The sequence below is a fragment of the Pseudothauera hydrothermalis genome, assembly GCF_003345255.1.
GTDB lineage: Bacteria > Pseudomonadota > Gammaproteobacteria > Burkholderiales > Rhodocyclaceae > Pseudothauera > Pseudothauera hydrothermalis.
In genome coordinates this window covers 2,252,067-2,270,901 of record NZ_CP029331.1, presented here as the reverse complement: position 1 = coordinate 2,270,901, position 18,835 = coordinate 2,252,067, and the positions used below count along the sequence as shown (strand labels likewise).

Below are 18,835 nucleotides of genomic sequence, written 5' to 3'. Positions count from 1 at the left end.
GTGAGCGGGCGGCCTGGGGGTGCCCGCAAACCTTCGCCAGAGGCGGCCGGTCGGGGCAGACCCTAGGTTAGCAAATCGATGTCCGGCCGTTGCGCCGAGATGGCCGGGACTGTGACATTGTTCATTCGCCGGCGCAGGGCTTTGAGACCGGTTGTCCAGCGTCGCGTCAATGTCAGGACGATGCCCGGTACACCGCTTCGGTAAGCTGTGCGACCCGCGCCCAGGACAGGTCCTCGGCCGCTACTCTGGCGGCGAGCCTTTTGGGCCCCAGTTCCGCCTTGGTCAAACCCTGTAGAAGCCTGTGCAAGGCGCTCTCATCCTCATAGAACAGGGCGCAGGTATCGTTTGCAACATCCAGGATGCGCGCTTCGGCGGGCAACAGTAACGGGCATCCCAAGGTCAGTGCCAGGATTGCGGAGCCCGAGGTGAGTGTGCGTTCGAAAGGGATGACCGCAATGTCCGCCAAGGCAAACAGGGCGGCCACTTCGTCATCCGGCACGAATCCAAGCCGTGTGCGGATACGCGGATCGGATGCGGCGGCCTGTTCGACCTCTTGCCGAATGCTCGCATCGTGCGGGTTGCCGGCGACGATCAGGCGATGATCTGGGGCGTGGGTGCGGGAGAAAGCGCGCAGAAGGCGGTCGATGCCTTTGTAGCGGCGGATCGCTCCAAAGAACAGGATCACCGTGTGCTGCCCGGTCAACCCAAGCGCCTGTGCTAGCCGATTTTTGTCGGCCTCCCCACAGGCATAGCAGCAGTCGTAGTTGCCGTGCGGAACGATGCTGGCCTTGTTGCTGAGCGGCATGCGGTAGTGCCGCTCGAGCTGGGCGAGGGCACTTTCGCTGTGAATGATCAGATGCGATGCCGTGCGGGCAAGGAGCCGGCGCACACGCAACTCCAGCGCGGCGTTGCCCGATTCATGGGACAACAGATTGTGTATCGTCCATACGACCTTTTTCCCCAAGGCCCGCAGCAGCATGATGTCCAGCGCCAGCGCGGCGAGTTTGGCCGATGCGGCTGGTGCCGTTTTGCTCCACAGGATCGGTGCCGCAAGCTCATTGATCCAGTGGATATGAACCACGTCTGCCTTGAGTTTCAACGCGGAGCGCAGGAGCGGGAATGGAAAGGGCGCGTAATCCTGAATGGACACATCCAGGTTGCGCGATCTGAGCGATTCGGCAAGCAGGCGCTGGTAGGGATTACCACTGCGCCAGTCGGGGTAGTGACAGATTTTCATGAAGCGCCTTTCCCTTATCTCAAAAGCGGCGCGCCGGCATACCGTCAGCGGCTGGCCAGACTGGCTCGAAAACCCGGAGCACTAGACCAGCACTTCTATTGCCGCCGGGTGGCCGAGGAAGCGCTCCGGGCTGGCGGTGTAGCCGTAGGCGCCGGACTGGAACACCACGACCAGGTCGCCGATCTCGGCCGCTGGCAGGGGCATGCGGTCGGCGAGCACATCGAGCGGGGTGCACAGCGGACCGACCACGGTGAGCGTTTCGGCCGCCGCGGCATCCATGCGATTGCCAATGGCCACCGGGTAGTTTTTGCGGATGACCTGCCCGAAATTGCCCGACGCGGCCAGGTGGTGATGCAAGCCGCCGTCGGTGACCAGGTAGGTCTGACCGCGCGACACCTTGCGGTCGACGACCCGGCACACATAGATGCCGGCTTCGCCGACCAGATAACGCCCCAGTTCGATGACCAGCTCGGCCTCGGGCAGTGCGGTGGCGGCCTGCGCGCACAGTTGCGCCAGGTTGTCGCCGATCGGGGCTAAATCCAGGGGCTGTTCGCCAGGAAAATAAGGGATGCCGAAGCCGCCGCCGAGATTGAGCAGGCGCACCGGCGCCGGGGCCTGCTCGGCCAGGCGCAGCGCCAGTGCAAAGCTCTTTTGCTGCGCTTCGGCGATGGCCTCGGCGCGGAGGTTTTGCGATCCGGCAAAAAGATGGAAACCTTCGAAGGCCAGTCCGGCGCGGCCGATCTCGGCCAGCAGCGCCGGCACCTGTTCGGCGTCTACGCCGAACTGCTTGGGGCCGCCACCCATCTTCATGCCCGAAGCCTTGAGCTCGAAATCCGGGTTTACACGCACTGCGACCCGTGCCGGCAGGCCGAGCCGCTCCGAGGCCGCGGCCAGCACCGCAAGCTCGCGGAACGATTCGATATTGACCAGAATGCCGGCGGCCACTGCTTGGCACAGTTCCGCATCGCGCTTGCCGGGGCCGGCAAAGCTGATCTGCCGCGGATCGGCGCCTGCGTCCAGCGCTACTTTGAGCTCACCGGCCGAGGCGACGTCGAGGCCATCGACCAGTGTGGCCATGTGGCAGACCAGCGCCGGCATCGGGTTGGCTTTGATGGCGTAGTGGATTTTCAACCCCGGCGGCAGGGCGGCGCGCAGCGCCTGGGCGCGGGCGGTGAGCAGGGTGCGGTCGTAGGCATAAAAAGGCGTCTGGCCGACGCGCTCGACCAGGCGGGTGAGCGGCAGGCCGCCGACCAGCAACTGTCCGTCGGCGGTGGCAAACTGGGTCAGCGGGGCGTGTAGCGGTGGGGTGGAAAAAGACATCGGCGTGAGATGAGCGTCAGGAAACAAAGGCCGCAGATAGCGCCTTGCGGTCGATTTTGCCGTTGGGGTTGCGCGGCAGCGCGCCTTCGTGCAGTTCGATGCGGGCGGGCACCATATAGGCCGGCATGCGTGCGCGGCATTGTGCGAGCAGGGCGGCGAGATCGACCGTGCCGCCGGCAGGTGGAGTGACCACTGCAACGATACATTGCCCGAGCGTGTCGTGCGGGGCGCCGAAGGCGGCGCATTCGCCAACCAGCCGGGTGGCGTAAAGAATCTCCTCGACCTCGGTCGGGCTGACCCGATAGCCCGAGGTTTTGATCATCTCGTCGCGTCGACCGATGAAGTACAGGAAACCTTCTTCGTCGCGGCGTACCGTGTCGCCGGAGAACACTGCGATTTCCGGCAGCGTCAGCCCGTGCTGGCGCCCCGGCGCCTGGGCGGGCAGCGGGCGGAAGCGTTCGGCGGTTTTTTCGGGGTCGTTCCAGTAACCCATGGCCACCAGCGCGCCGCGCTGCACCAGTTCGCCCGGTTCGTTGGGGGCGCACTCGGTGCCGTCTTCGCGCAGCACCAGCACTTCGGCGTTGGGGATGGCTTTGCCGATGGAATCCGGTCGCCGGTCGACCTCCTCGGGCGGAAGGTAGGTGGCGCGGAAGGCTTCGGTGAGGCCATACATCAGATAGGGACGGGTGCGCGGCAAGTGCGCGCGCAGTCGGCCCAAGGTTTCCAGCGGCATACGTCCGCCGGTGTTGGCAATGTAGCGCAGGTGATCGGTGACCTCCGCCGGCCATTGCAGTTGGGCAAGCTGTATCCACAGCGGCGGCACCGCGGTCAGGCCGGTGATACGTTCGCGTACCACTGCCTTGAGCACGTCACGCGGCAGCAGGTAGTTGAGCAGCACGACACGCGCTCCGACGTAAAAAGCGGTGGTGAGCTGGGAAAAACCCGCGTCGAAAGACAACGGCAAGGCGGCCAGCAGGCTGTCGCCCGCATGGTTTTCCAGGTATTGCGCAACGCTTTGGGCGCCGCAGACCATGTTGCGGTGGGACAGCACCACGCCCTTGGGCTGTCCGGTGCTGCCCGAGGTGTACAAAATGGCCGCCATGTCGGCGTCGATGAGGCGATGGCCGGCTGCCGGCGGCGCCTCCAGCAGCTCGGCCCAAGGCAGCGTCGGCGGACCGGCGGGCGTGGGCGCCGCAGTGCCGGGGCCGGTGAGCACGACCTGGCGCAGATCGTGACAGGCGCTCAGGGTGTCTCCGAGCGCGGCATAACGCTCCGAGCTGGTGATCAGTACCCGCACATTGCAGTCGCGCAAGATGTAGCCCACCTGAGTGGGCTTGAGTACCGGATTGATCGGCACGAAAACGCCGCCGGCGGCGGTGGTGGCAAAGCAGCCGCAAACGGTCTCCACGCGCTTGTCCAAATAGACCGCCACCCGTTCGCCGCGCGCCAGGCCCAGGCGGCGCAAGCCGGCGGCAGCGTGGCGTATCTGCTCGGCAAGCGTGTCGTAGGTCAGCGTCTGGCCATCGGCGGTCAGCGCGGCGGCCTGCCCGGCCCGTTTGGCGGCGTGGAATACAAGATCATGCAGCAGCGAAACAGTGCTCACACAGGGCGTCCTTGAAACATGAGATGAAAGGGCGGCAGGGCGTCATCGGCTTGGCTCGGCTGGTGCTGTGTCGCCAGGTGCCGAGGCGTCGGCCCAATGCGCTTGCCAGCGTCTGAGCTGGCGGCCGGCAAAATGCCGGGCCGCGGCAGCCAGGCCAAAGACCGTGCGCGGATTGAAGGCAATGATGCCGTATCGTTCGCGGCGGTGGGTCATCCAGTCTTTCTTGTAGGGGTCGTCTCCGGTCAGGTAGTCGATCTCGCGCACCCGATCCTCTTCCAGGGCGCTTTGCAGCATGCGCGCGGTAAGCAGCGTGCCCACCGACAGGCTGCGCAGTTCGGGATCGAAAGCCAGTTTGAAGATTAGCGCACTGCCTGCGCAAACGATCCAAATCTGCGCGGCGACCGGACGGTCGCCAAGCATCAGCAAACCGAGGCGCAATTGTCCTTTTTCCGCCGTGCATCGGCACAGTTCCGGGATGAATTCCGGGTGCGGCTCGGGTGCGCGGCCGCGTTTGCAATAGAGCATCTGGAAGTGACCAATGGCCGCCTCCAGCGCCGCACCCGGTTGCCGCACTAGCAGGTAACGCGCGCCGGGTATCCGCTCAAAACGCCTGCCGGCGCGCTTGAGCGTGTTTTGCAAGCGCGATGGGCGGGTGCGCAGATAATCCCGAAAGTCCCGCGCAGATAGCGGCAGATGCCAGTTGCCGAAGCAAAAATAGGTGTCATGGACAATACCGGCACGGCTGAGCGCGTCGAGCAAAACGCCAAATAGTGGCGACTCCCGGTCCAAGGGCGCCAGCCTGAAGGTGTCCCAACCGACGCCTTCGAGCAACGTCAGCAAGGCGTCCGCGGCTTGTTGGGCGGGCGTGTGGGCGGTCACGATCGGGGCGTACAGGCCGGAATAGAAATTGGCGCAGGCGACGAGGTCGCGTTTGCCGGTTGGCGAGCGGACGTATTGCAGCGGCAGGGTGAAGTTCGCCTGCCCGCCGGCAGCGCAGGCCGGGGCGCGCGCTTCCAGGTAGCGCCCCGGCAGGCTGACCGTGGTGCGTAGCAGGTCAAACCATTCCTGGCTGCCAAAAAAGGCGGCCGCTCCGGTGTGCGGTTCGATCGCTGTCGCCGGGGGGGCAGACGCGACGGCACGGCGTTGGCGTGCGCCGATCCGCATGCGGTGCGCCGTGGCCACGATACGGTAACGGTAAGCGTTGAGGTGGTACATCCGTTTGATCGCGGTGGCAAATGTGCGCTGCTTCTCATTGATCGGCCCGTAGGTCTCGACGCGCTGCACCGACGGCAGGTGCGCGCTCAGCCAACGCAGGATTTCGTAAAACAGACGTTGGCCGGGGCCGTACTGGCGCAGGGTTTCATCGTGTGTGGTTTTTAGCAGCAGCGCGGTTTCATGTGTGATCAGCACCGCTTCCAAGGCGGCCACTTGGTCACCGAAACGCAGGCGGAACATGCGTGCCCTTTGCGCGGCCGCGCTGTGGACGAGCACATCGCGGTAAAACGCGTATTGCGGGTCGCCCTCGCGGATGGCCGTACCCGCTGCGGCTTTCCAGCCTGCCGATTCGATGCGTGCATAGTCGCGCAAAAACGGCTCCACCTCCGCAACCGTTGAAAAAACATCGAGCGCCACCTCGCCGCACTCGCGGCTGGCCTTGGCTGCGCGTTTGCGCAGATTGGCCAGTGTGTTTTTCGATAGCCGCGCTTCAAAGCTTGCAAAATCGCCGGGCAGGAGATCGATGACACAGGTTTCGATGTAATCCAGGGTGCCGATGCGCGCTTGCTCGGTTGGCCGCGGCGAGATATCCGGATCGAGCTGAGTGAAGGCCAGCGACAGCGCGGTTGGCGGCAGGGCCGCCAACAAATCGAGAGCCAACGCGGCAACCGGCAGACCTTTTTCATGCACCAGCGGGGCAACGATCAACTGTGAGGGTTGAAAACAGGTCCACGCGTACCGGCCGCCGGGGCGCAACAATGCCATCGCCACCACCCGGCCGTGCTGCTGGCAAAGCGCCAAGCGCACATCCGGCTGGCCAAAGTGCGTAAGCAGGGTTTGGATGAAGGTCGATACCAGAAACGGGCTGCGCGCGCCATTGTCGTTGAGCGCGTCCCAGCGCTGCGCGTGCGCTGGAAAAAGCGTGGCCGGTACCATCGTCCAGTGTCCACATGAGTGCGGACGGCCCTGGGCTGACGGCGGCAGTGCGGTGTTCGCCGGTGTGCCGCTGCGCGGATCCATGGGGCTGCTCATGAGTAAGCGTTTCCGCCGGCCTCGACGCACCGCCGGATCGTGGCAATGGTCCAGGCCATGTCTTCCGGGTGCAGGGCCTGATGACACAGTACCTGCAGCAGGTGTCGCGGCCAGGTGCGGGCGTGGTCGGCGGCAATGCTGGGCGTGTCCGGCCACAGCCTGTCCCAGCGGAATACCGCAACGCCCGCAGCGCGCAGTTGGGGGTACACCCGCTGCGCGTCCTGGACCCAGAACGGCATGGCATACGGCACAGTAGCGGCATCCAGCGTCGGAAATAGCGGTTTGGCCGCTGCGCCCAGATCCAGAGCGCGCGCGAGAGCCAGGTAATTGGCACGACGCGCTTGGATGATCGGCTCTTGGGCCAGCGCGCCTTGCAGTGCGCGGCTCACCCACAGCGGCGCTTCGTTATGACGGCCCATGTCTGCTGCGAAAGCGGGCGCTGCGCTGTCCTGAGCGGCAGGCGGCATATCCGTCGCAGGACCAGTGGCGCGGCGGCGCCAGCGCAAAGCGGTGTGCACCAGTGTGCCCAGTCCTTTGAGGCGGCCGTGGTCGGCGGCCAGATGCAACACGTCGACCAAGCCCTTGAGCTGCGCCAACGGCGCCTGGGCGCGCAAGCCCAGCCGTGGCAGCGGGCGGCAGGCCGAGGCCAGCAGCCCACCTTCGGGAACCGGTAAAAACTTGGTCAGACTCGCGGTAGCGTAGTCTCCCCAGTGGCCCACCGGGCGCTCGCCAGCCATGCCGTAGAAGGCGTGCGCACAGTCTTCGATCAACAGTGTGTCGGTGCCGTCGCACCATTGGCGCACTTTGGCCAGTGAACGGGCGATACCGAACAGGTGAGGCACCAGGATGGCGCCGGCTTGGCGCGCAAGCGCGGCGTCGATGCTGTCCAATGCCGGCAAACCTGTGCACTCCAAGGCATAGAACACCGGGCGCAGCCCGGCCGCCACCACCGGCGCAATCATGGTCGGACAGTGATAGGTGGGTACCAGCACCGGGGTGCCCGGCGCCAGTCGGGCCAGGCGCAGCGCGTGGAAAATGGCGGCGCGGCCGCTGGTGGTCATACGCCGGTAGGGCAGGTCCGCCACCGAGGGTAGGCCGGCGCTGCGTCCGCCCAAGAAGCTGGACCAGTCCAGAATCGGGCGCCGTGGCAGCGAAATCATGCGATCCGTGCGGCGGCGCTGTGCGTCCGTGTGCATCGGCGGGCGCTGCGCCGACGGCGCATGCTGGCCGGAGACGGGCAATGGCTCAGGCGGTGCGGCTGTTTCATGAACGGCGTGTTCCCGGCCCTGTGGTTGATGGCGTGCGCTAACTCGGTCACGATGGCATCCGACGGCGAATCCTTATAATAGCAACCCGATACGGGCGGCATTGTTGAATCCGTCACTTCGCAACTGACACGGCCGGAGACAGTTTTTGGATATCAAAAAGGAAGTCCTGACCATTCTCGACGAGGTGCTGAGCCTGGGCGGGCGCGCCAGTACCTTCGATTCAGCCAGCCCGCTGCTCGGCGCGGTGCCGGAGCTCGATTCCATGGCGGTCGTCGGGGTGATCAACCTGCTGGAGGAGCGCTTTGGTTTCATCGTCGAAGATGACGAGATCGACGGCGCCACCTTTGCCACCGTGGGGGCACTGATCGGTTTCGTGGAAAGCAAGCTTGCCGGCACGGCATGACCGTCGCGCGAGAGGTCTTGCGCCTGGATACGCCCGCCGGCGGGCGTTTTGCGGTATTGACCCGCCGGTCGGGGCGCGCCTGCGGTGCCTTGCTTTATGTTGCGCCGTTTGCCGAAGAAATGAATAAATCGCGCCGCATGGCCGCCTTGGCCGCGCGGCGTTTTGCCGCCGAGGGCTGGGTGGTGTTGCAGGTCGATCACTTCGGCTGCGGTGACAGCGATGGCGAATTCGGCGATGCCTCTTGGCAGCACTGGTTGGATGATTTGTCCTTTGCGTGGCACTGGCTTGCCGAGCGCAGCGGTCGGCCCCCCTGTTTGTGGAGCTTGCGTGCCGGCGCCTTGTTGGCCGCCGACTGGCTGATCGCCACCGGCAAGCATCTGCCCTGGCTGATCTGGCAGCCGGTCGTTACCGGCAAACAGTACCTGACCCAGTTCCTGCGCTTGGCGGCAGCCGGGCAGATGCTGGACGAACAAGACGCCCGCGGTGTGCTCACCCGGCTGCGCGCCGAGCTGGCGGCCGGACGCGCGGTGGAGGTGGCCGGCTACCGGTTGTCGCCCGAGCTGTGCGCCGGGCTGGAGGCGGCCAGTTTGCGTCTTGCCCCCGGCAGCTCCGGACCGCTTGCCGTGCTCGAGGTCGTGGCGGCCGCCGGGGCCGGCCTGTCGCCGGCCATCGCGCGCTTGCAGCAAGCCTGGCGCAACGACCGGGTAGCGGTCGACAGTGCGGTGGTGGCGGGCAGTCCCTTCTGGATGACCCAGGAGATCGAGACCGTGCCCGCGCTGATCGAACGTTCGGTCCGCATGCTCGAGCGTTTTGGCGCATGAACTACCGTGAATCGGCCTTCCTGATCGACTGTCAGGGCGACGAACTGGTCGCCATCGTCTGTGAGCCGCTGCAAACCCCGGCAACGCTCGGCGTGCTGGTCGTGGTGGGCGGGCCGCAGTACCGGGTCGGCAGTCATCGGCAGTTTGTGCGGCTGGCACGCCGGCTGGCTGCGGCCGGTATTGCCTGCCTGCGTTTCGATGTGCGCGGCATGGGCGATGCGGGCGGTGCGCCGCGCGCTTTCGAGGCCATCGATGCCGATATCGGCGCCGCGCTGGATGCTTTCATGGTCCGTGTGCCGACGCTCTCGGGCGTCATTCTGTGGGGGTTGTGCGACGGCGCCAGCGCGGCCTGCCTGTATGCCCCGCAGGACCGCAGGGTGAGCGGACTGGTGCTGCTCAATCCCTGGGTGCGGACCGCAGCGGGTGCTGCGCGCACTTACCTCAAGCACTACTACCTGAAGCGCGTATTCGATTCGGCGTTTTGGACCAAACTGCTGCGCGGCGGCGTGTCGCCCGGGCGGGCGCTGGCCGGCGTGCTGGCAACACTGCGCGCCGCGCGCGGTAAGCCATGCGCCGAGGCCAGTGCGCCGGCCGCTGCCCAGACGCTGCCGCAACGCATGGCGGACGCCTTGGTACGCGCGGGGCGACCGTTGCTGGTGGTGCTCAGCGGACGGGACTACGTGGCCCGTGAGTTCGAGCAGGCGCTCAGCCAGGATGCGCGTTGGCAGCACTTATTGGCGCATGCGCGTCTCGTGCATGTGGACGCGGCAGATCACACATTTTCGAATCTGGCGTTGTGCGACGATGTATCCCGGTTGACGGCCGAATGGGTCAGTGGGCTCATGCCCGGCCGTCAGGGCAGTCATGCCACAGGAGGGAGTCGACAATGAAATGTTCCGGTCGATTACGCAGCGCCTGGGCCGCATTTCTGCTTGCCGCCATTGCGGCGCTGGCGGCTGCGCAAACCGGTGCCGCGGTGTGTGGGGCGCTCGACAATCATTACGGCCCGTTCGATTATCGGCGCTCGTCGGCCGAAAATCTGAATCTGGTGGAAAGAGCGCACTTTACGCCCGCAGTGGAAAACCTGATCAAGGGCAACACGTCGATGGGGCCGGGCGGTGACCTCAACTATACCCTGCATGTATTTCCCAACCATCATCGTGCGTTGATGGCGATGATGAAGCTCGCCCTACGTGAGAACCGCAGCCGGCCGAAGGATTCCAAATGGACGATGGCGTGCTGGTTCGACCGCGGCGAGCGCTTTGCCCCGGATGATGCCATGGTGAAGATCATCCACGGGCTTTATCTGATCAAAACCGGCAAACCGGCTGAGGCAAGCCGCAAACTCGACCAGGCCAGGGCGCTGGCGCCAATGGATGCCAATGCCTATTACAACCTGGGCTTGGGTTACTTCGACCTCGAGGAATACGACAAGGCACTGGAAAGCGCACACGCCGCGTATGCCCAAGGCTTCCCGCTGCCGGGGCTGCGCGACAAACTGCGCGCGGTCGGTCGTTGGGCCGAGCCCGCGCCCGTAGAGCCTTCCAATGCTGAATGATCAGCTCGCGCGAGCTGCCCGCAGCGCGCGGGCAAGGATGACTCCGGCACTGCCGGTGGCGATCAGCGCCAGGTAGAGCGCCGCCCAACGCGCTTGCAACGCCCCTTCGGTGAGTTGCTCGATCCGATCGGGGCCAAGCAAAAATTGCACGCCGGAATATACCTGCCCGTACTTATGGATTTCCGCCGACAAGCCATGGCTCAACAGCCACCACGATAGCGGCACCGCAGCAGCCGTGTAGGTCAGCGCTGGCCACCGTGGCGCCGACCGGCGCACCAACAGGGCGATATGGACGGCACCCAGCGCCAGCAGCAGGTACAGGTATCCGCCGCCGCCCAGACCCAAGCGCCCGTCCGGGGCGATCAGCTCGTTGAGGTTGTCGGTGGATGACCAGTCAAAGGCGACCGCCTTGCACAGCCACAGCAGGGGGAGCAGCACGGCGGTCATGGCGGCGATCCGTCTGGCCGGCAGGCGTAATTCGATGGCGGCCAGCGCGACGGCAAGAAAAGCCGCCGGCGGCAGGTAAAGCGCCAAAAAGCGCACAGTGCGCTCGAGGGGCGCCACCATCTGCGCTGTCAAGGTGTTGCGGAAAAACGCCGCTGCTGCTGCGCCCCAGGTTTCGCCTTCGGTCACCCACCAGTAAAGGTTATTGCTGCCTGCAATATCGTCCAGGCTCTCGGTGGTGACGCTCAATGCGAGCAGCAGCAGGCTGAGCAGTCCGCTGACGGGCAGCAGCCAGGCTAGGCGCAGGGCCGGGCGCGGAGCGCTCTGAGCCAGCGCCAGCGCCAGTCGGGGACCTGCGCCCAGTGACAAGCCGGCCAGGATGAACACCGCGATGGCCAGCGGATGACCGTTGCCAAGGAACAGTTCGCGTAAGTTATACGGTACCCCCGGCTGGCGGATCAACCAGGCCAGCGCCGCCGTGCCGGCCAGCCAGGCGGCCAGCGCCCAGCCCAGTGCGCGCAGCGGTGCGGCCGAAGTGGCGACCACATCGCCTTCGAGCGAGGCGCGCACCGGCGCGGCAATTGGGTCCTTGGGGGCGGGTTTGGATTCTCCGGCCCAGCGCAGCAGGCGGATCATGCCCAGGACTGCCAACAAAGTGGTCAAGACCGGGGTGATGTCGGCGCTACGTTGTGCAATCCATAGCTGCGTGAACTCCAACGCCAGCACCCAGGCCACCAGGAAAGCCCCCACCCCGGCAAGCCGTGCGTTCATTGCGTGCGCCAGCCAGAGTACGGCGGCCGCGTACCACACCGTATCGAGCAGTTCGCGCAGGTTGCCCAGCATGTTGCCGTGCAGATAGGCCGCAAAAGGCTGCCAGTTGAAGGCGGCCGCATGGGCGCGCCAGTCAAAAGGCGCTAATGCTGCCACCGTCATTGCGGTCAGCAGCGCAGCCAAGGCAAGCGGCGCGATGCGCTCAGCGCTGCGCAAGCACAACAGGCTCACCCAGGCCGCGGCGCCGGCAGCCAGTTCCAGCCAATGCACAGGGTGATCGACCAGCAGCAAACGCGCGGCGGCCGTCCCCAGCAGGGCCGCTAACACCGTCATCAGCGCGTCACGTCGGGATAGATGGCCCAGGGTCAGATGGCCCAGCACCAAGACGTTGGCAAAAGCCTGCAGGAGAAGGGCCGTCGACGGCCAAGCGGGCGCCAAAAAAGCCTTGAGCGCGATTCTGAGTTGTGCCGCGTCCAGACTGGGGACGTATGGCATGGTCTGATTGGCCAGCCATAAACCGAACATGGCCCACGCCAGCGTGGCGTTGCGTCCGGGCGGAACAGCGTTGGGCACCATGCGCCCCACCCAAGGGGCGAGCGCAAACTGGCCGAGCAGCAGGCCGACCATATTCCAGACGATGTCCGATACCGCCGCATCCCGGCTCGGCAGCGCAATCTGCAAGACTTGCAGTCCGGCCGCCAGCGCCAGACCGCTGAGCAGCAGCGACCACTGCGCGCGCGCCGAAGCGCCCGCAAGCGGGCGGGACACCAAGGCCCATGGCAGAAACAGCAAAACATTGCCGAGCACATCGCCGCGGCTGGACCACAGGCGGGTGTCGGCCAGCAAGTGCGCTAGCTCAGGCAGCCAAGCGTCCGGCGGGGTAAAGTCGAACGGATACAGCGATCCATAGGCGATCAGCAGGGCAAGCAACAGGTGCCAGCGGTTCAAGCCCGCCGTGGCGGCCTCTCCCATCGGGGGTGGGCGTGCTATTTGCTTTTGATCATCGTGCCCACGCCGTGGTCGGTGAGGATCTCCAAGAGCAGACAATGTTCGACCCGGCCGTCGATGATGTGCACCGACTTCACCCCATTGCGGGCGGCGTCCAGCGCCGAGGCGATCTTGGGCAGCATGCCACCGGACAAGGTGCCGTCGGCGACCAATTCGTCGATTTGCCGTGGAGTGAGGCCGGTGAGCAGATTGCCGTTTTTGTCCAGAACGCCCGGGGTGTTGGTGAGCAGCATCAGTTTTTCGGCCTTGAGAATTTCGGCCAGCTTGCCGGCGACCACATCGGCGTTGATGTTGTAGGTCTCTCCCTGTTCGCCGACGCCAATCGGCGCGATCACCGGGATGAAGTCGCCTTGGTCCAGAAAGGCGATCAGACTGGGGTCGATGCCGGTGATCTCACCCACCTGTCCGATGTCGATCAGATCGCCCTGAGGCGCGTCTTTTTTCTGCACCATCAACTTTCTGGCGCGGATGAAGCCGGCATCTTTGCCGGTCAGGCCCACAGCCTTGCCGCCATGCTGGTTGATGAGGTTGACGATTTCCTTGTTCACCTGCCCGCCGAGCACCATCTCGACCACTTCCATGGTCTCGGCATCGGTGACCCGCATGCCCTGGATGAACTCGCCCTTTTTGCCCACCCGGGCGAGCAGATTTTCGATTTGCGGGCCGCCGCCATGGACGACGACCGGATTGAGTCCTACCAGTTTGAGCAGCACCACGTCGCGCGCAAAGCAATCCTTGAGGTGCGGATCGGTCATGGCGTTGCCGCCATATTTGATGACGATAGTCTTGTCGAAAAAGCGCTTGATGTAAGGCAGCGCCTCGGCAAGGATCGCAGCCTTGCGTGCAGGGGGGATGCTGCTGGTGTCGGGGGTGCGGGAAGCGGTCATGGCGGCTGTCGGTAACGAATGAAACGGCCGCCCATTCTACCGCGGATGCGGAAGGAAAAATTGCGCCCGGGCGGCACCTGGCTCGCCCGGGCACAGCGCCGCCAGCGGCGTTTATTCGATGGTCAGACGCCGAGCCTGTGTGGCGGCTTTTTTGGGCAGATGAAGCTCCAGCACGCCGTCTTTGAACTTGGCGGTGGCGCGTGCTTCGTCCACCTCCTGCCCGAGTTGGAAGCTGCGCGATACCTTGCCGAAATAACGCTCGGTGCGCAGTTGTTTTTCGCCCTGTTTGACTTCTTTTTCCTGCTTGCGCTCGGCGCTGATCGACAGCACTGCGCCGTCGATGCTGACATGGATGTCGTCCTTGCTCACACCGGGCAATTCCGCATGAACCCGGTAAGCGGCATCGTCTTCGCTGAGGTCGACACGCATCTGCGGCGCTTCGGCAGCCCAGCGGCCGAATTCCACCGGCCGAACGAAAAAGCCTTGGAGCAAATCATCGAACGGGTCGCGGTTGATGATGTTGGCCATGATGCATTCTCCTCTATAAGAGTAGGGTCATTGAATCCCTGCGCTACGAATATAGGTGCGGTGGCGGTGAATTCAACCTGGTGGGAGCGTTGTATGATCGACCGGGGCGATACGGCCCCTGGAGGCGGAAATGAGCACGACAGAGCGCATGCCCGATTCGGCCAGCACCAACACCTGCCCGCGTTGTGGCGCGGCTTTTACCTGTGGCATGGCGGCCGGATGGCCCGCATGTTGGTGCGCAGCGTTGCCAGCGGGCCTTGCGGTGCCGGCGGCGGACGCCGGGCTCGGTTGTTATTGCCCCGAGTGTCTGCAAGAGATGCTCAAGCGGGCGGCGAGCGGTCGCTGCGCCGCGGCGGACAACACGGGGTAAAGAGCATCAGCCGGCGCCCCTGGGCAGCTTGGCTCTCGGCCGCTTCGGCAAAAATGTCCAGAGTGGTGCGGTAGTCGTCGGGCGCGTTGTCTGCGAGCCGCCGGACGTGTTCGAACACCACCACCACCGAGCGATCCGGCAGCCATGACAGATCGCTCAGACAGTCGGCCAGCGCGTCCCAGTTGTGGCCAAACCAAGCGGGGAAGGATAGGCCTTTGGCCAGCGCTGCCAAGACAGCCGCCTTGTCGTCGCATGCGGACAAATCGATGCAGTACGGGCGCATGCCGGCAGTGTGGGCGGCGTGTAGCAGTGCGGGCAGTGCGTGCGGGGGCAGCGGGTGTACGCCGGGGGTGGCGAGCAGTTCTTGGTTGGGCGAAATGTCGGGCGTCATCGCGGCGGCTCGATACGGCGAAAACTGCGGTAGTGGTCCTCGGTGTAGTAGAACACTTCGGGCGGCTGTCCGCCGGCGACGATCCGGCGTGCGCCGCGGTCACGGGCACCGGGCGTGGGCACGGTGTATTCACGGTAATAGCCGCGCGGACGTTCGGGCAGTAGCCCTTCACGATTGTGGAACACGCTGCCGTCTTTGCGGTAAGGGAACGGGCCACCGGATTGGATCAGCGCCAGCGTGGCGTGCGCTTCGGGCGGCAGGTCGTGGTTTGTGCCGGCCGGCGGCGCGCATCCAGTCAGCGCCGCAACCAGTGCGAAAAGGCCAAGCAGACGGGTCAGTGTGGTGCGCATGGCGGTTGCGGTTCAGGCAGTCGTGCGCGAGCCCTCGGCGTTATCCTTCGGCTGCACCGCATATTTTTGGAACAGGCTGTGCATGAAGGCGGAGATGGCCGCCAACCGTGGGCTGAGTGGATCGTATCGGCGGGCACGGGCGATCAGCGTGCCGGCCTGTCTGGCAAAACGTTCGTTCCAGCCGCGGTGTTCCACATGACGCAGCAAGGCGAGCGCAGCGTTGAACAATACATGCGGGTTGCCGGGCATTTGGCGCACTGCGTGCATCATTTCGCTCACCGCGCCGTCAAAGTCGCCCGCTTTGGCTTTGGCCGCGCCCCGTGCGACCAGGTTACGCACCTCCTCGCGGGTGCGCTCTTCCAACTGTTCGGCCAGCAGTTCGCGGCCGCGCGCGCGCAGCGCGGCGCGGGTGGCGTTGAGCGTGTGCTCGTCGGCCGTATTGCGCAGGATGTCGAGCACCAGTTCGCTGCCTTCGGCATCCAGCTCGTTGTCGAAGCAGGCTCTGACCAATTCCTGCTTCATGCCGATCGACAACTGGCTGCTGTCCGCCCCGGTCGCGACCGCTTCGTGCAACGCCGCGCGGGCCTTGTCCGGCGCCCCGGTTGCACTGTGGTAGAGCGCGCGGGCCAGTGCAACGCAGATGGGCGCTTTGGGCTGGCCGGCCATGCTGCGCGCCAGATCGCTCAGGGTTGCGCGGGCGCTTTCGGTCTGCCCCTGGCCAAGCTGCGCCTGGAGCAGGCGAACATGGTCTTCGGGGTCGGCAAAGTTGGACACCTTGCCTTTGCGCACCACCTCGGCGAGCGCCTCTTCGGCGCGCCCGAAGTCGCCGGTCTCCAAGGCGATCTCGCCCAGGTGACGCAGGCGCGCCAGACGGTGCGGGGAGCGTTTGGTGGCTGCCAGCAGGGCGTCGCAGGCTTCGGCCGGCCGGCCGGCTTGTTCGCGGCAGCGCGCCAGTAGGTCGTAGGCGTCGATGTAGTCGTCGTGTTCGGCGATCAGCCCGGTGAGGCGTTCCTCGGCGTCGGTGTAGTGCTTGCGCAGTACCGCGATGCGCGCCAGACCCAGCTCGGCCCAGGGTAGCGCTTTGCGTTGCAGCGCCTGTCGATAGGCAGCTTCAGCTCGATCGAGCTCGCCGATCGACAGATGCAGTTCGGCTTGCAGGCGCAGCAGATCGGTGGCGTAGCGCGGATGGTCGCGTTCTGCCTGCTGCAATAGCTCTACCGCTCCGATCGGGTCGCCCATTTCGATGCGGCGGTAAGCGGGCATGAAAACTTCCCGCTTGTCGAGTGCGCGTTCCAGGCGGTAACGCAGCACATGGCTGGCCAGCGGCTTGAGCACATAGTCGTTGGGGGCAAGCTCGGCGGTGCTGACCACACGCTCGTAGTTGCGCTCGGCAGTGACCATGATGAACAGCGTGGTCAGGGGAATGATTTCGTTGCTGCGCAGGTCCTCCAGCAAGTGCTGACCGTCTTGTCCTTCTCCCAGGTTGAATTCGCACAGCACGATGTCGAAACGCGCCTCGCGCAGCCGACGCAGAGCGGCGGCCGCGCTGGATGCCTGCTCGATCCGTTCGATGCCGAACCCGCCCAGCATGTTGCGCAATTGCGCGCGCATGCCGGCATTGGCATCGATGACCAGCACGGAGACGCTCGCAAGATCGGCCATGAGCGGCAACTGCCTGAAGTGAAGGAGAAACCTTGAGCTTATATCGGCGCACCAGCCGGGCGGCTTGAGCGCTCGCGGTCAACGTAAAATGGGCGAACGGCTGCCCGTTCGCCCATCTTGCCATAAGCGCCGCGCGCGGGGGTCAGTCGCGGGCAGGCTCGATCTGGGTGTCGGCCTTCTGGCGCAGACGCAGGTGCAGCTCGCGCAATTGCTTTTCCTCCACGGCCGATGGGGCGTTGGTGAGCAGACATTGGGCACGCTGGGTTTTGGGGAAGGCGATCACGTCGCGGATCGATTCAGCGCCGGTCATCAAGGTAACGATGCGGTCCAGGCCAAAGGCCAGGCCGCCGTGTGGCGGGGCGCCGTACTTGAGCGCGTCGAGCAGGAAGCCGAATTTGGCCTGCTGTTCCTCGGGGCCGATATTGAGCGCCTTGAAGACCTGGGTTTGCACTTCGGCGCGGTGAATACGGACTGAACCACCGCCGATTTCCCAGCCATTGAGCGCCAGATCGTAAGCCTTGGCCAGGCACTGGCCTGGATTGCTCTCGAGTAGTTCCAGATGCTCGTCCTTGGGGCTGGTAAAGGGGTGATGGCAGGCTACCCAGCGCTTGTCCTCTTCGTCATACTCGAACATTGGGAAATCCACCACCCACACCGGGCACCATTGTTCGCCGGTGACAAAACCCTTCTCGTGGCCGAGCTTGACCCGCAGCGTGCCCAATGCATCGTTGACCACCTTGGCTTTGTCGGCGCCAAAAAAGATCAGGTCGCCGGATTGCGCGCCGGTGCGCGAAAGGATGGCGGTGAGCGCCGCTTCATGCAAATTCTTGACGATGGGCGATTGCAGGCCCTCTTCGTTGGGTTTGCTGGCGTCATTGACCTTGATGTAGGCCAATCCCTTGGCGCCGTAGATGCCGACGAACTTGGTCAGTTCGTCGATTTCGCCACGGCTCAGACTGCTGCCGCCGGGTACACGCATCGCCGCCACACGCCCGCCGCTGGTGGCCGGGCCGGAGAATACCTTGAAGGCCACGTCGGTGACCGCGTCGGTGATGTCGACCAGTTCCAGAGTCACCCGCAGATCGGGCTTGTCGGAGCCGTAACGGCGCATCGCTTCGGCATAGGTCAGCCGCGGGAAAGGGTTGGGTAACTCGACTGCGAGCGCTTCACGGAACACGAAGCGGATCATTTCCTCGACCAGCGCGGTGATCTGCTCTTCGTCCATGAAGGAGGTTTCCAGGTCGACCTGGGTGAACTCCGGCTGGCGGTCGGCACGCAGGTCCTCGTCGCGGAAGCATTTGGTGATCTGATAGTAGCGGTCATACCCCGCAATCATCAGCATTTGCTTGAACAGTTGCGGCGACTGTGGCAGCGCAAAGAACTGCCCCGGATGCACACGCGAAGGCACCAGGTAGTCGCGCGCGCCTTCCGGCGTGCTCTTGGTGAGCATCGGCGTCTCGATGTCGATGAAGCCGTGGGCATCGAGGAAACGCCGGAAGGCCATGGCCACCTTGTGGCGCAGCATCAGGTTCTTTTGCATCTGCGGCCGGCGCAGGTCGACCACACGGTGGGTCAAGCGCACGGTCTCGGAGATATGCTCGTCGTCCAGTTGAAAGGGTGGCGTGGCCGCGCCATTGAGAATTTCGATATCGTGGCACAGGACTTCGATTTCGCCCGAGCGCAGATTGGCATTTTCGGTGCCGGTCGGGCGACGGCGCACACGGCCGCTCAACTTGAGCACGAACTCGTTGCGCACCGACTCGGCGATGGCAAACATCTCTGGACGGTCGGGATCGCACACCACCTGTACCAGGCCCTCGCGGTCGCGCAGGTCGATGAAGATCACCCCGCCGTGGTCGCGTCGGCGATGGACCCAACCACACAGGATGACGGTTTGATCGAGGTCGGCAGCGGTTACCTGGCCGCAGTAATGGGTTCGCATGATCTGGGAGTTCCGGATAAAAACT

17 protein-coding genes are annotated in these 18,835 nt (G+C 64.8%); 5 read left to right on the top strand and 12 right to left on the bottom strand.

Going from position 1 to position 18,835, the window contains the following annotated elements; genetic code table 11:
- Window positions 1-172: 172 nt before the first annotated feature.
- The 5 genes from DIE29_RS10900 to DIE29_RS10880 all read right to left on the bottom strand — a co-directional run bounded on the left by DIE29_RS10900 (window position 173) and on the right by DIE29_RS10880 (window position 7,603).
- The gene (locus DIE29_RS10900; RefSeq protein ID WP_114649890.1) at window positions 173-1,237 is read right to left on the bottom strand and encodes a glycosyltransferase; all 1,065 of its coding nucleotides are present in this window, start codon (window positions 1,235-1,237) and stop codon (window positions 173-175) included.
- Between the two features lie 81 nt (window positions 1,238-1,318).
- Window positions 1,319-2,557 carry a pyridoxal-dependent decarboxylase, exosortase A system-associated gene (locus DIE29_RS10895; RefSeq protein ID WP_174202306.1) on the bottom strand — a complete coding sequence of 413 codons (1,239 nt, stop codon included), beginning with the start codon at window positions 2,555-2,557 and terminating at the stop codon, window positions 1,319-1,321.
- A gap of 16 nt (window positions 2,558-2,573) precedes the next feature.
- The gene (locus DIE29_RS10890) at window positions 2,574-4,160 is read right to left on the bottom strand and encodes an acyl-CoA ligase (AMP-forming), exosortase A system-associated (protein WP_114649889.1); all 1,587 of its coding nucleotides are present in this window, start codon (window positions 4,158-4,160) and stop codon (window positions 2,574-2,576) included.
- A gap of 42 nt (window positions 4,161-4,202) precedes the next feature.
- A complete protein-coding gene (locus DIE29_RS10885) occupies window positions 4,203-6,407 on the bottom strand; it encodes a GNAT family N-acetyltransferase (protein ID WP_114649888.1) in 2,205 nt (734 codons plus the stop codon).
- A complete protein-coding gene (locus tag DIE29_RS10880) occupies window positions 6,404-7,603 on the bottom strand; it encodes a DegT/DnrJ/EryC1/StrS family aminotransferase (protein WP_114649887.1) in 1,200 nt (399 codons plus the stop codon). The genes DIE29_RS10885 and DIE29_RS10880 overlap by 4 nt, the downstream gene beginning before the upstream one ends.
- Before the next feature lie 217 nt (window positions 7,604-7,820).
- On the opposite strand from DIE29_RS10880, the gene DIE29_RS10875 reads away from it, so the two are divergent.
- From DIE29_RS10875 to DIE29_RS10860, 4 genes are read left to right on the top strand one after another with little or no spacing between them, the layout of a single operon-like run.
- A complete protein-coding gene (locus tag DIE29_RS10875; protein WP_102042365.1) occupies window positions 7,821-8,078 on the top strand; it encodes an acyl carrier protein in 258 nt (85 codons plus the stop codon).
- On the top strand, window positions 8,075-8,899 hold the full coding sequence (locus tag DIE29_RS10870; RefSeq protein WP_102042364.1) for a hydrolase 2, exosortase A system-associated: 825 nt from the start codon (window positions 8,075-8,077) through the stop codon (window positions 8,897-8,899). The genes DIE29_RS10875 and DIE29_RS10870 overlap by 4 nt, the downstream gene beginning before the upstream one ends.
- Window positions 8,896-9,789 carry a hydrolase 1, exosortase A system-associated gene (locus DIE29_RS10865; RefSeq protein WP_102042363.1) on the top strand — a complete coding sequence of 298 codons (894 nt, stop codon included), beginning with the start codon at window positions 8,896-8,898 and terminating at the stop codon, window positions 9,787-9,789. Before DIE29_RS10870 ends, DIE29_RS10865 begins: the two co-directional genes overlap by 4 nt.
- Entirely contained in the window at window positions 9,786-10,457 is a 672-nt protein-coding gene (locus DIE29_RS10860; protein WP_114649886.1) for a hypothetical protein, read from the top strand. The genes DIE29_RS10865 and DIE29_RS10860 overlap by 4 nt, the downstream gene beginning before the upstream one ends.
- Here the strand turns inward: DIE29_RS10860 and DIE29_RS10855 are convergent, their stop codons facing one another.
- From DIE29_RS10855 to DIE29_RS10845, 3 genes are all read right to left on the bottom strand, one after another.
- A complete protein-coding gene (locus DIE29_RS10855; RefSeq protein WP_102042361.1) occupies window positions 10,458-12,644 on the bottom strand; it encodes a VanZ family protein in 2,187 nt (728 codons plus the stop codon).
- Window positions 12,645-12,658: 14 nt separating this feature from the next.
- Window positions 12,659-13,567 (bottom strand): acetylglutamate kinase, encoded by a 909-nt coding sequence (argB, locus tag DIE29_RS10850; protein WP_108080470.1) that lies wholly within the window; start codon window positions 13,565-13,567, stop codon window positions 12,659-12,661.
- Between the two features lie 111 nt (window positions 13,568-13,678).
- Window positions 13,679-14,095, bottom strand: coding sequence for an Hsp20/alpha crystallin family protein (locus DIE29_RS10845; RefSeq protein WP_102042359.1), 417 nt, complete (start codon window positions 14,093-14,095; stop codon window positions 13,679-13,681).
- 130 nt (window positions 14,096-14,225) lie between these two features.
- On the opposite strand from DIE29_RS10845, the gene DIE29_RS10840 reads away from it, so the two are divergent.
- Window positions 14,226-14,465, top strand: a complete 240-nt coding sequence (locus DIE29_RS10840; RefSeq protein ID WP_335740050.1) for a cysteine-rich CWC family protein — start codon at window positions 14,226-14,228, stop codon at window positions 14,463-14,465.
- On the opposite strand, the gene DIE29_RS10835 is transcribed toward DIE29_RS10840, so the two are convergent.
- From DIE29_RS10835 to aspS, 4 genes are all read right to left on the bottom strand, one after another.
- Window positions 14,416-14,856: a barstar family protein gene (locus tag DIE29_RS10835; protein ID WP_237269444.1), complete on the bottom strand. Its 441-nt coding sequence runs from the start codon at window positions 14,854-14,856 to the stop codon at window positions 14,416-14,418. The two genes, DIE29_RS10840 and DIE29_RS10835, sit on opposite strands and share 50 nt — an antisense overlap.
- A complete protein-coding gene (locus DIE29_RS10830; RefSeq protein WP_102042358.1) occupies window positions 14,853-15,206 on the bottom strand; it encodes a guanyl-specific ribonuclease in 354 nt (117 codons plus the stop codon). The genes DIE29_RS10835 and DIE29_RS10830 overlap by 4 nt, the downstream gene beginning before the upstream one ends.
- A gap of 12 nt (window positions 15,207-15,218) precedes the next feature.
- On the bottom strand, window positions 15,219-16,868 hold the full coding sequence (locus DIE29_RS10825; protein WP_102042357.1) for a response regulator: 1,650 nt from the start codon (window positions 16,866-16,868) through the stop codon (window positions 15,219-15,221).
- 142 nt (window positions 16,869-17,010) lie between these two features.
- Window positions 17,011-18,810 (bottom strand): aspartate--tRNA ligase, encoded by a 1,800-nt coding sequence (gene aspS, locus DIE29_RS10820; RefSeq protein ID WP_102042356.1) that lies wholly within the window; start codon window positions 18,808-18,810, stop codon window positions 17,011-17,013.
- Between the last annotated feature and the right edge of the window lie 25 nt (window positions 18,811-18,835).

Bases quoted from the DNA above. Each gene is read 5' to 3' on its own strand.
- DIE29_RS10900 (WP_114649890.1), bottom strand. From the start codon at position 1,237: ATGAAAATCTGTCACTACCCCGACTGGCGCAGTGGTAATCCCTACCAG.
- DIE29_RS10895 (WP_174202306.1), bottom strand. From the start codon at position 2,557: ATGTCTTTTTCCACCCCACCGCTACACGCCCCGCTGACCCAGTTTGCC.
- DIE29_RS10885 (WP_114649888.1), bottom strand. From the start codon at position 6,407: ATGAGCAGCCCCATGGATCCGCGCAGCGGCACACCGGCGAACACCGCA.
- DIE29_RS10880 (WP_114649887.1), bottom strand. From the start codon at position 7,603: ATGCACACGGACGCACAGCGCCGCCGCACGGATCGCATGATTTCGCTG.
- DIE29_RS10870 (WP_102042364.1), top strand. From the start codon at position 8,075: ATGACCGTCGCGCGAGAGGTCTTGCGCCTGGATACGCCCGCCGGCGGG.
- DIE29_RS10865 (WP_102042363.1), top strand. From the start codon at position 8,896: ATGAACTACCGTGAATCGGCCTTCCTGATCGACTGTCAGGGCGACGAA.
- DIE29_RS10860 (WP_114649886.1), top strand. From the start codon at position 9,786: ATGAAATGTTCCGGTCGATTACGCAGCGCCTGGGCCGCATTTCTGCTT.
- DIE29_RS10855 (WP_102042361.1), bottom strand. From the start codon at position 12,644: ATGGGAGAGGCCGCCACGGCGGGCTTGAACCGCTGGCACCTGTTGCTT.
- argB (WP_108080470.1), bottom strand. From the start codon at position 13,567: ATGACCGCTTCCCGCACCCCCGACACCAGCAGCATCCCCCCTGCACGC.
- DIE29_RS10845 (WP_102042359.1), bottom strand. From the start codon at position 14,095: ATGGCCAACATCATCAACCGCGACCCGTTCGATGATTTGCTCCAAGGC.
- DIE29_RS10840 (WP_335740050.1), top strand. From the start codon at position 14,226: ATGAGCACGACAGAGCGCATGCCCGATTCGGCCAGCACCAACACCTGC.
- DIE29_RS10835 (WP_237269444.1), bottom strand. From the start codon at position 14,856: ATGACGCCCGACATTTCGCCCAACCAAGAACTGCTCGCCACCCCCGGC.
- DIE29_RS10830 (WP_102042358.1), bottom strand. From the start codon at position 15,206: ATGCGCACCACACTGACCCGTCTGCTTGGCCTTTTCGCACTGGTTGCG.
- DIE29_RS10825 (WP_102042357.1), bottom strand. From the start codon at position 16,868: ATGGCCGATCTTGCGAGCGTCTCCGTGCTGGTCATCGATGCCAATGCC.
- aspS (WP_102042356.1), bottom strand. From the start codon at position 18,810: ATGCGAACCCATTACTGCGGCCAGGTAACCGCTGCCGACCTCGATCAA.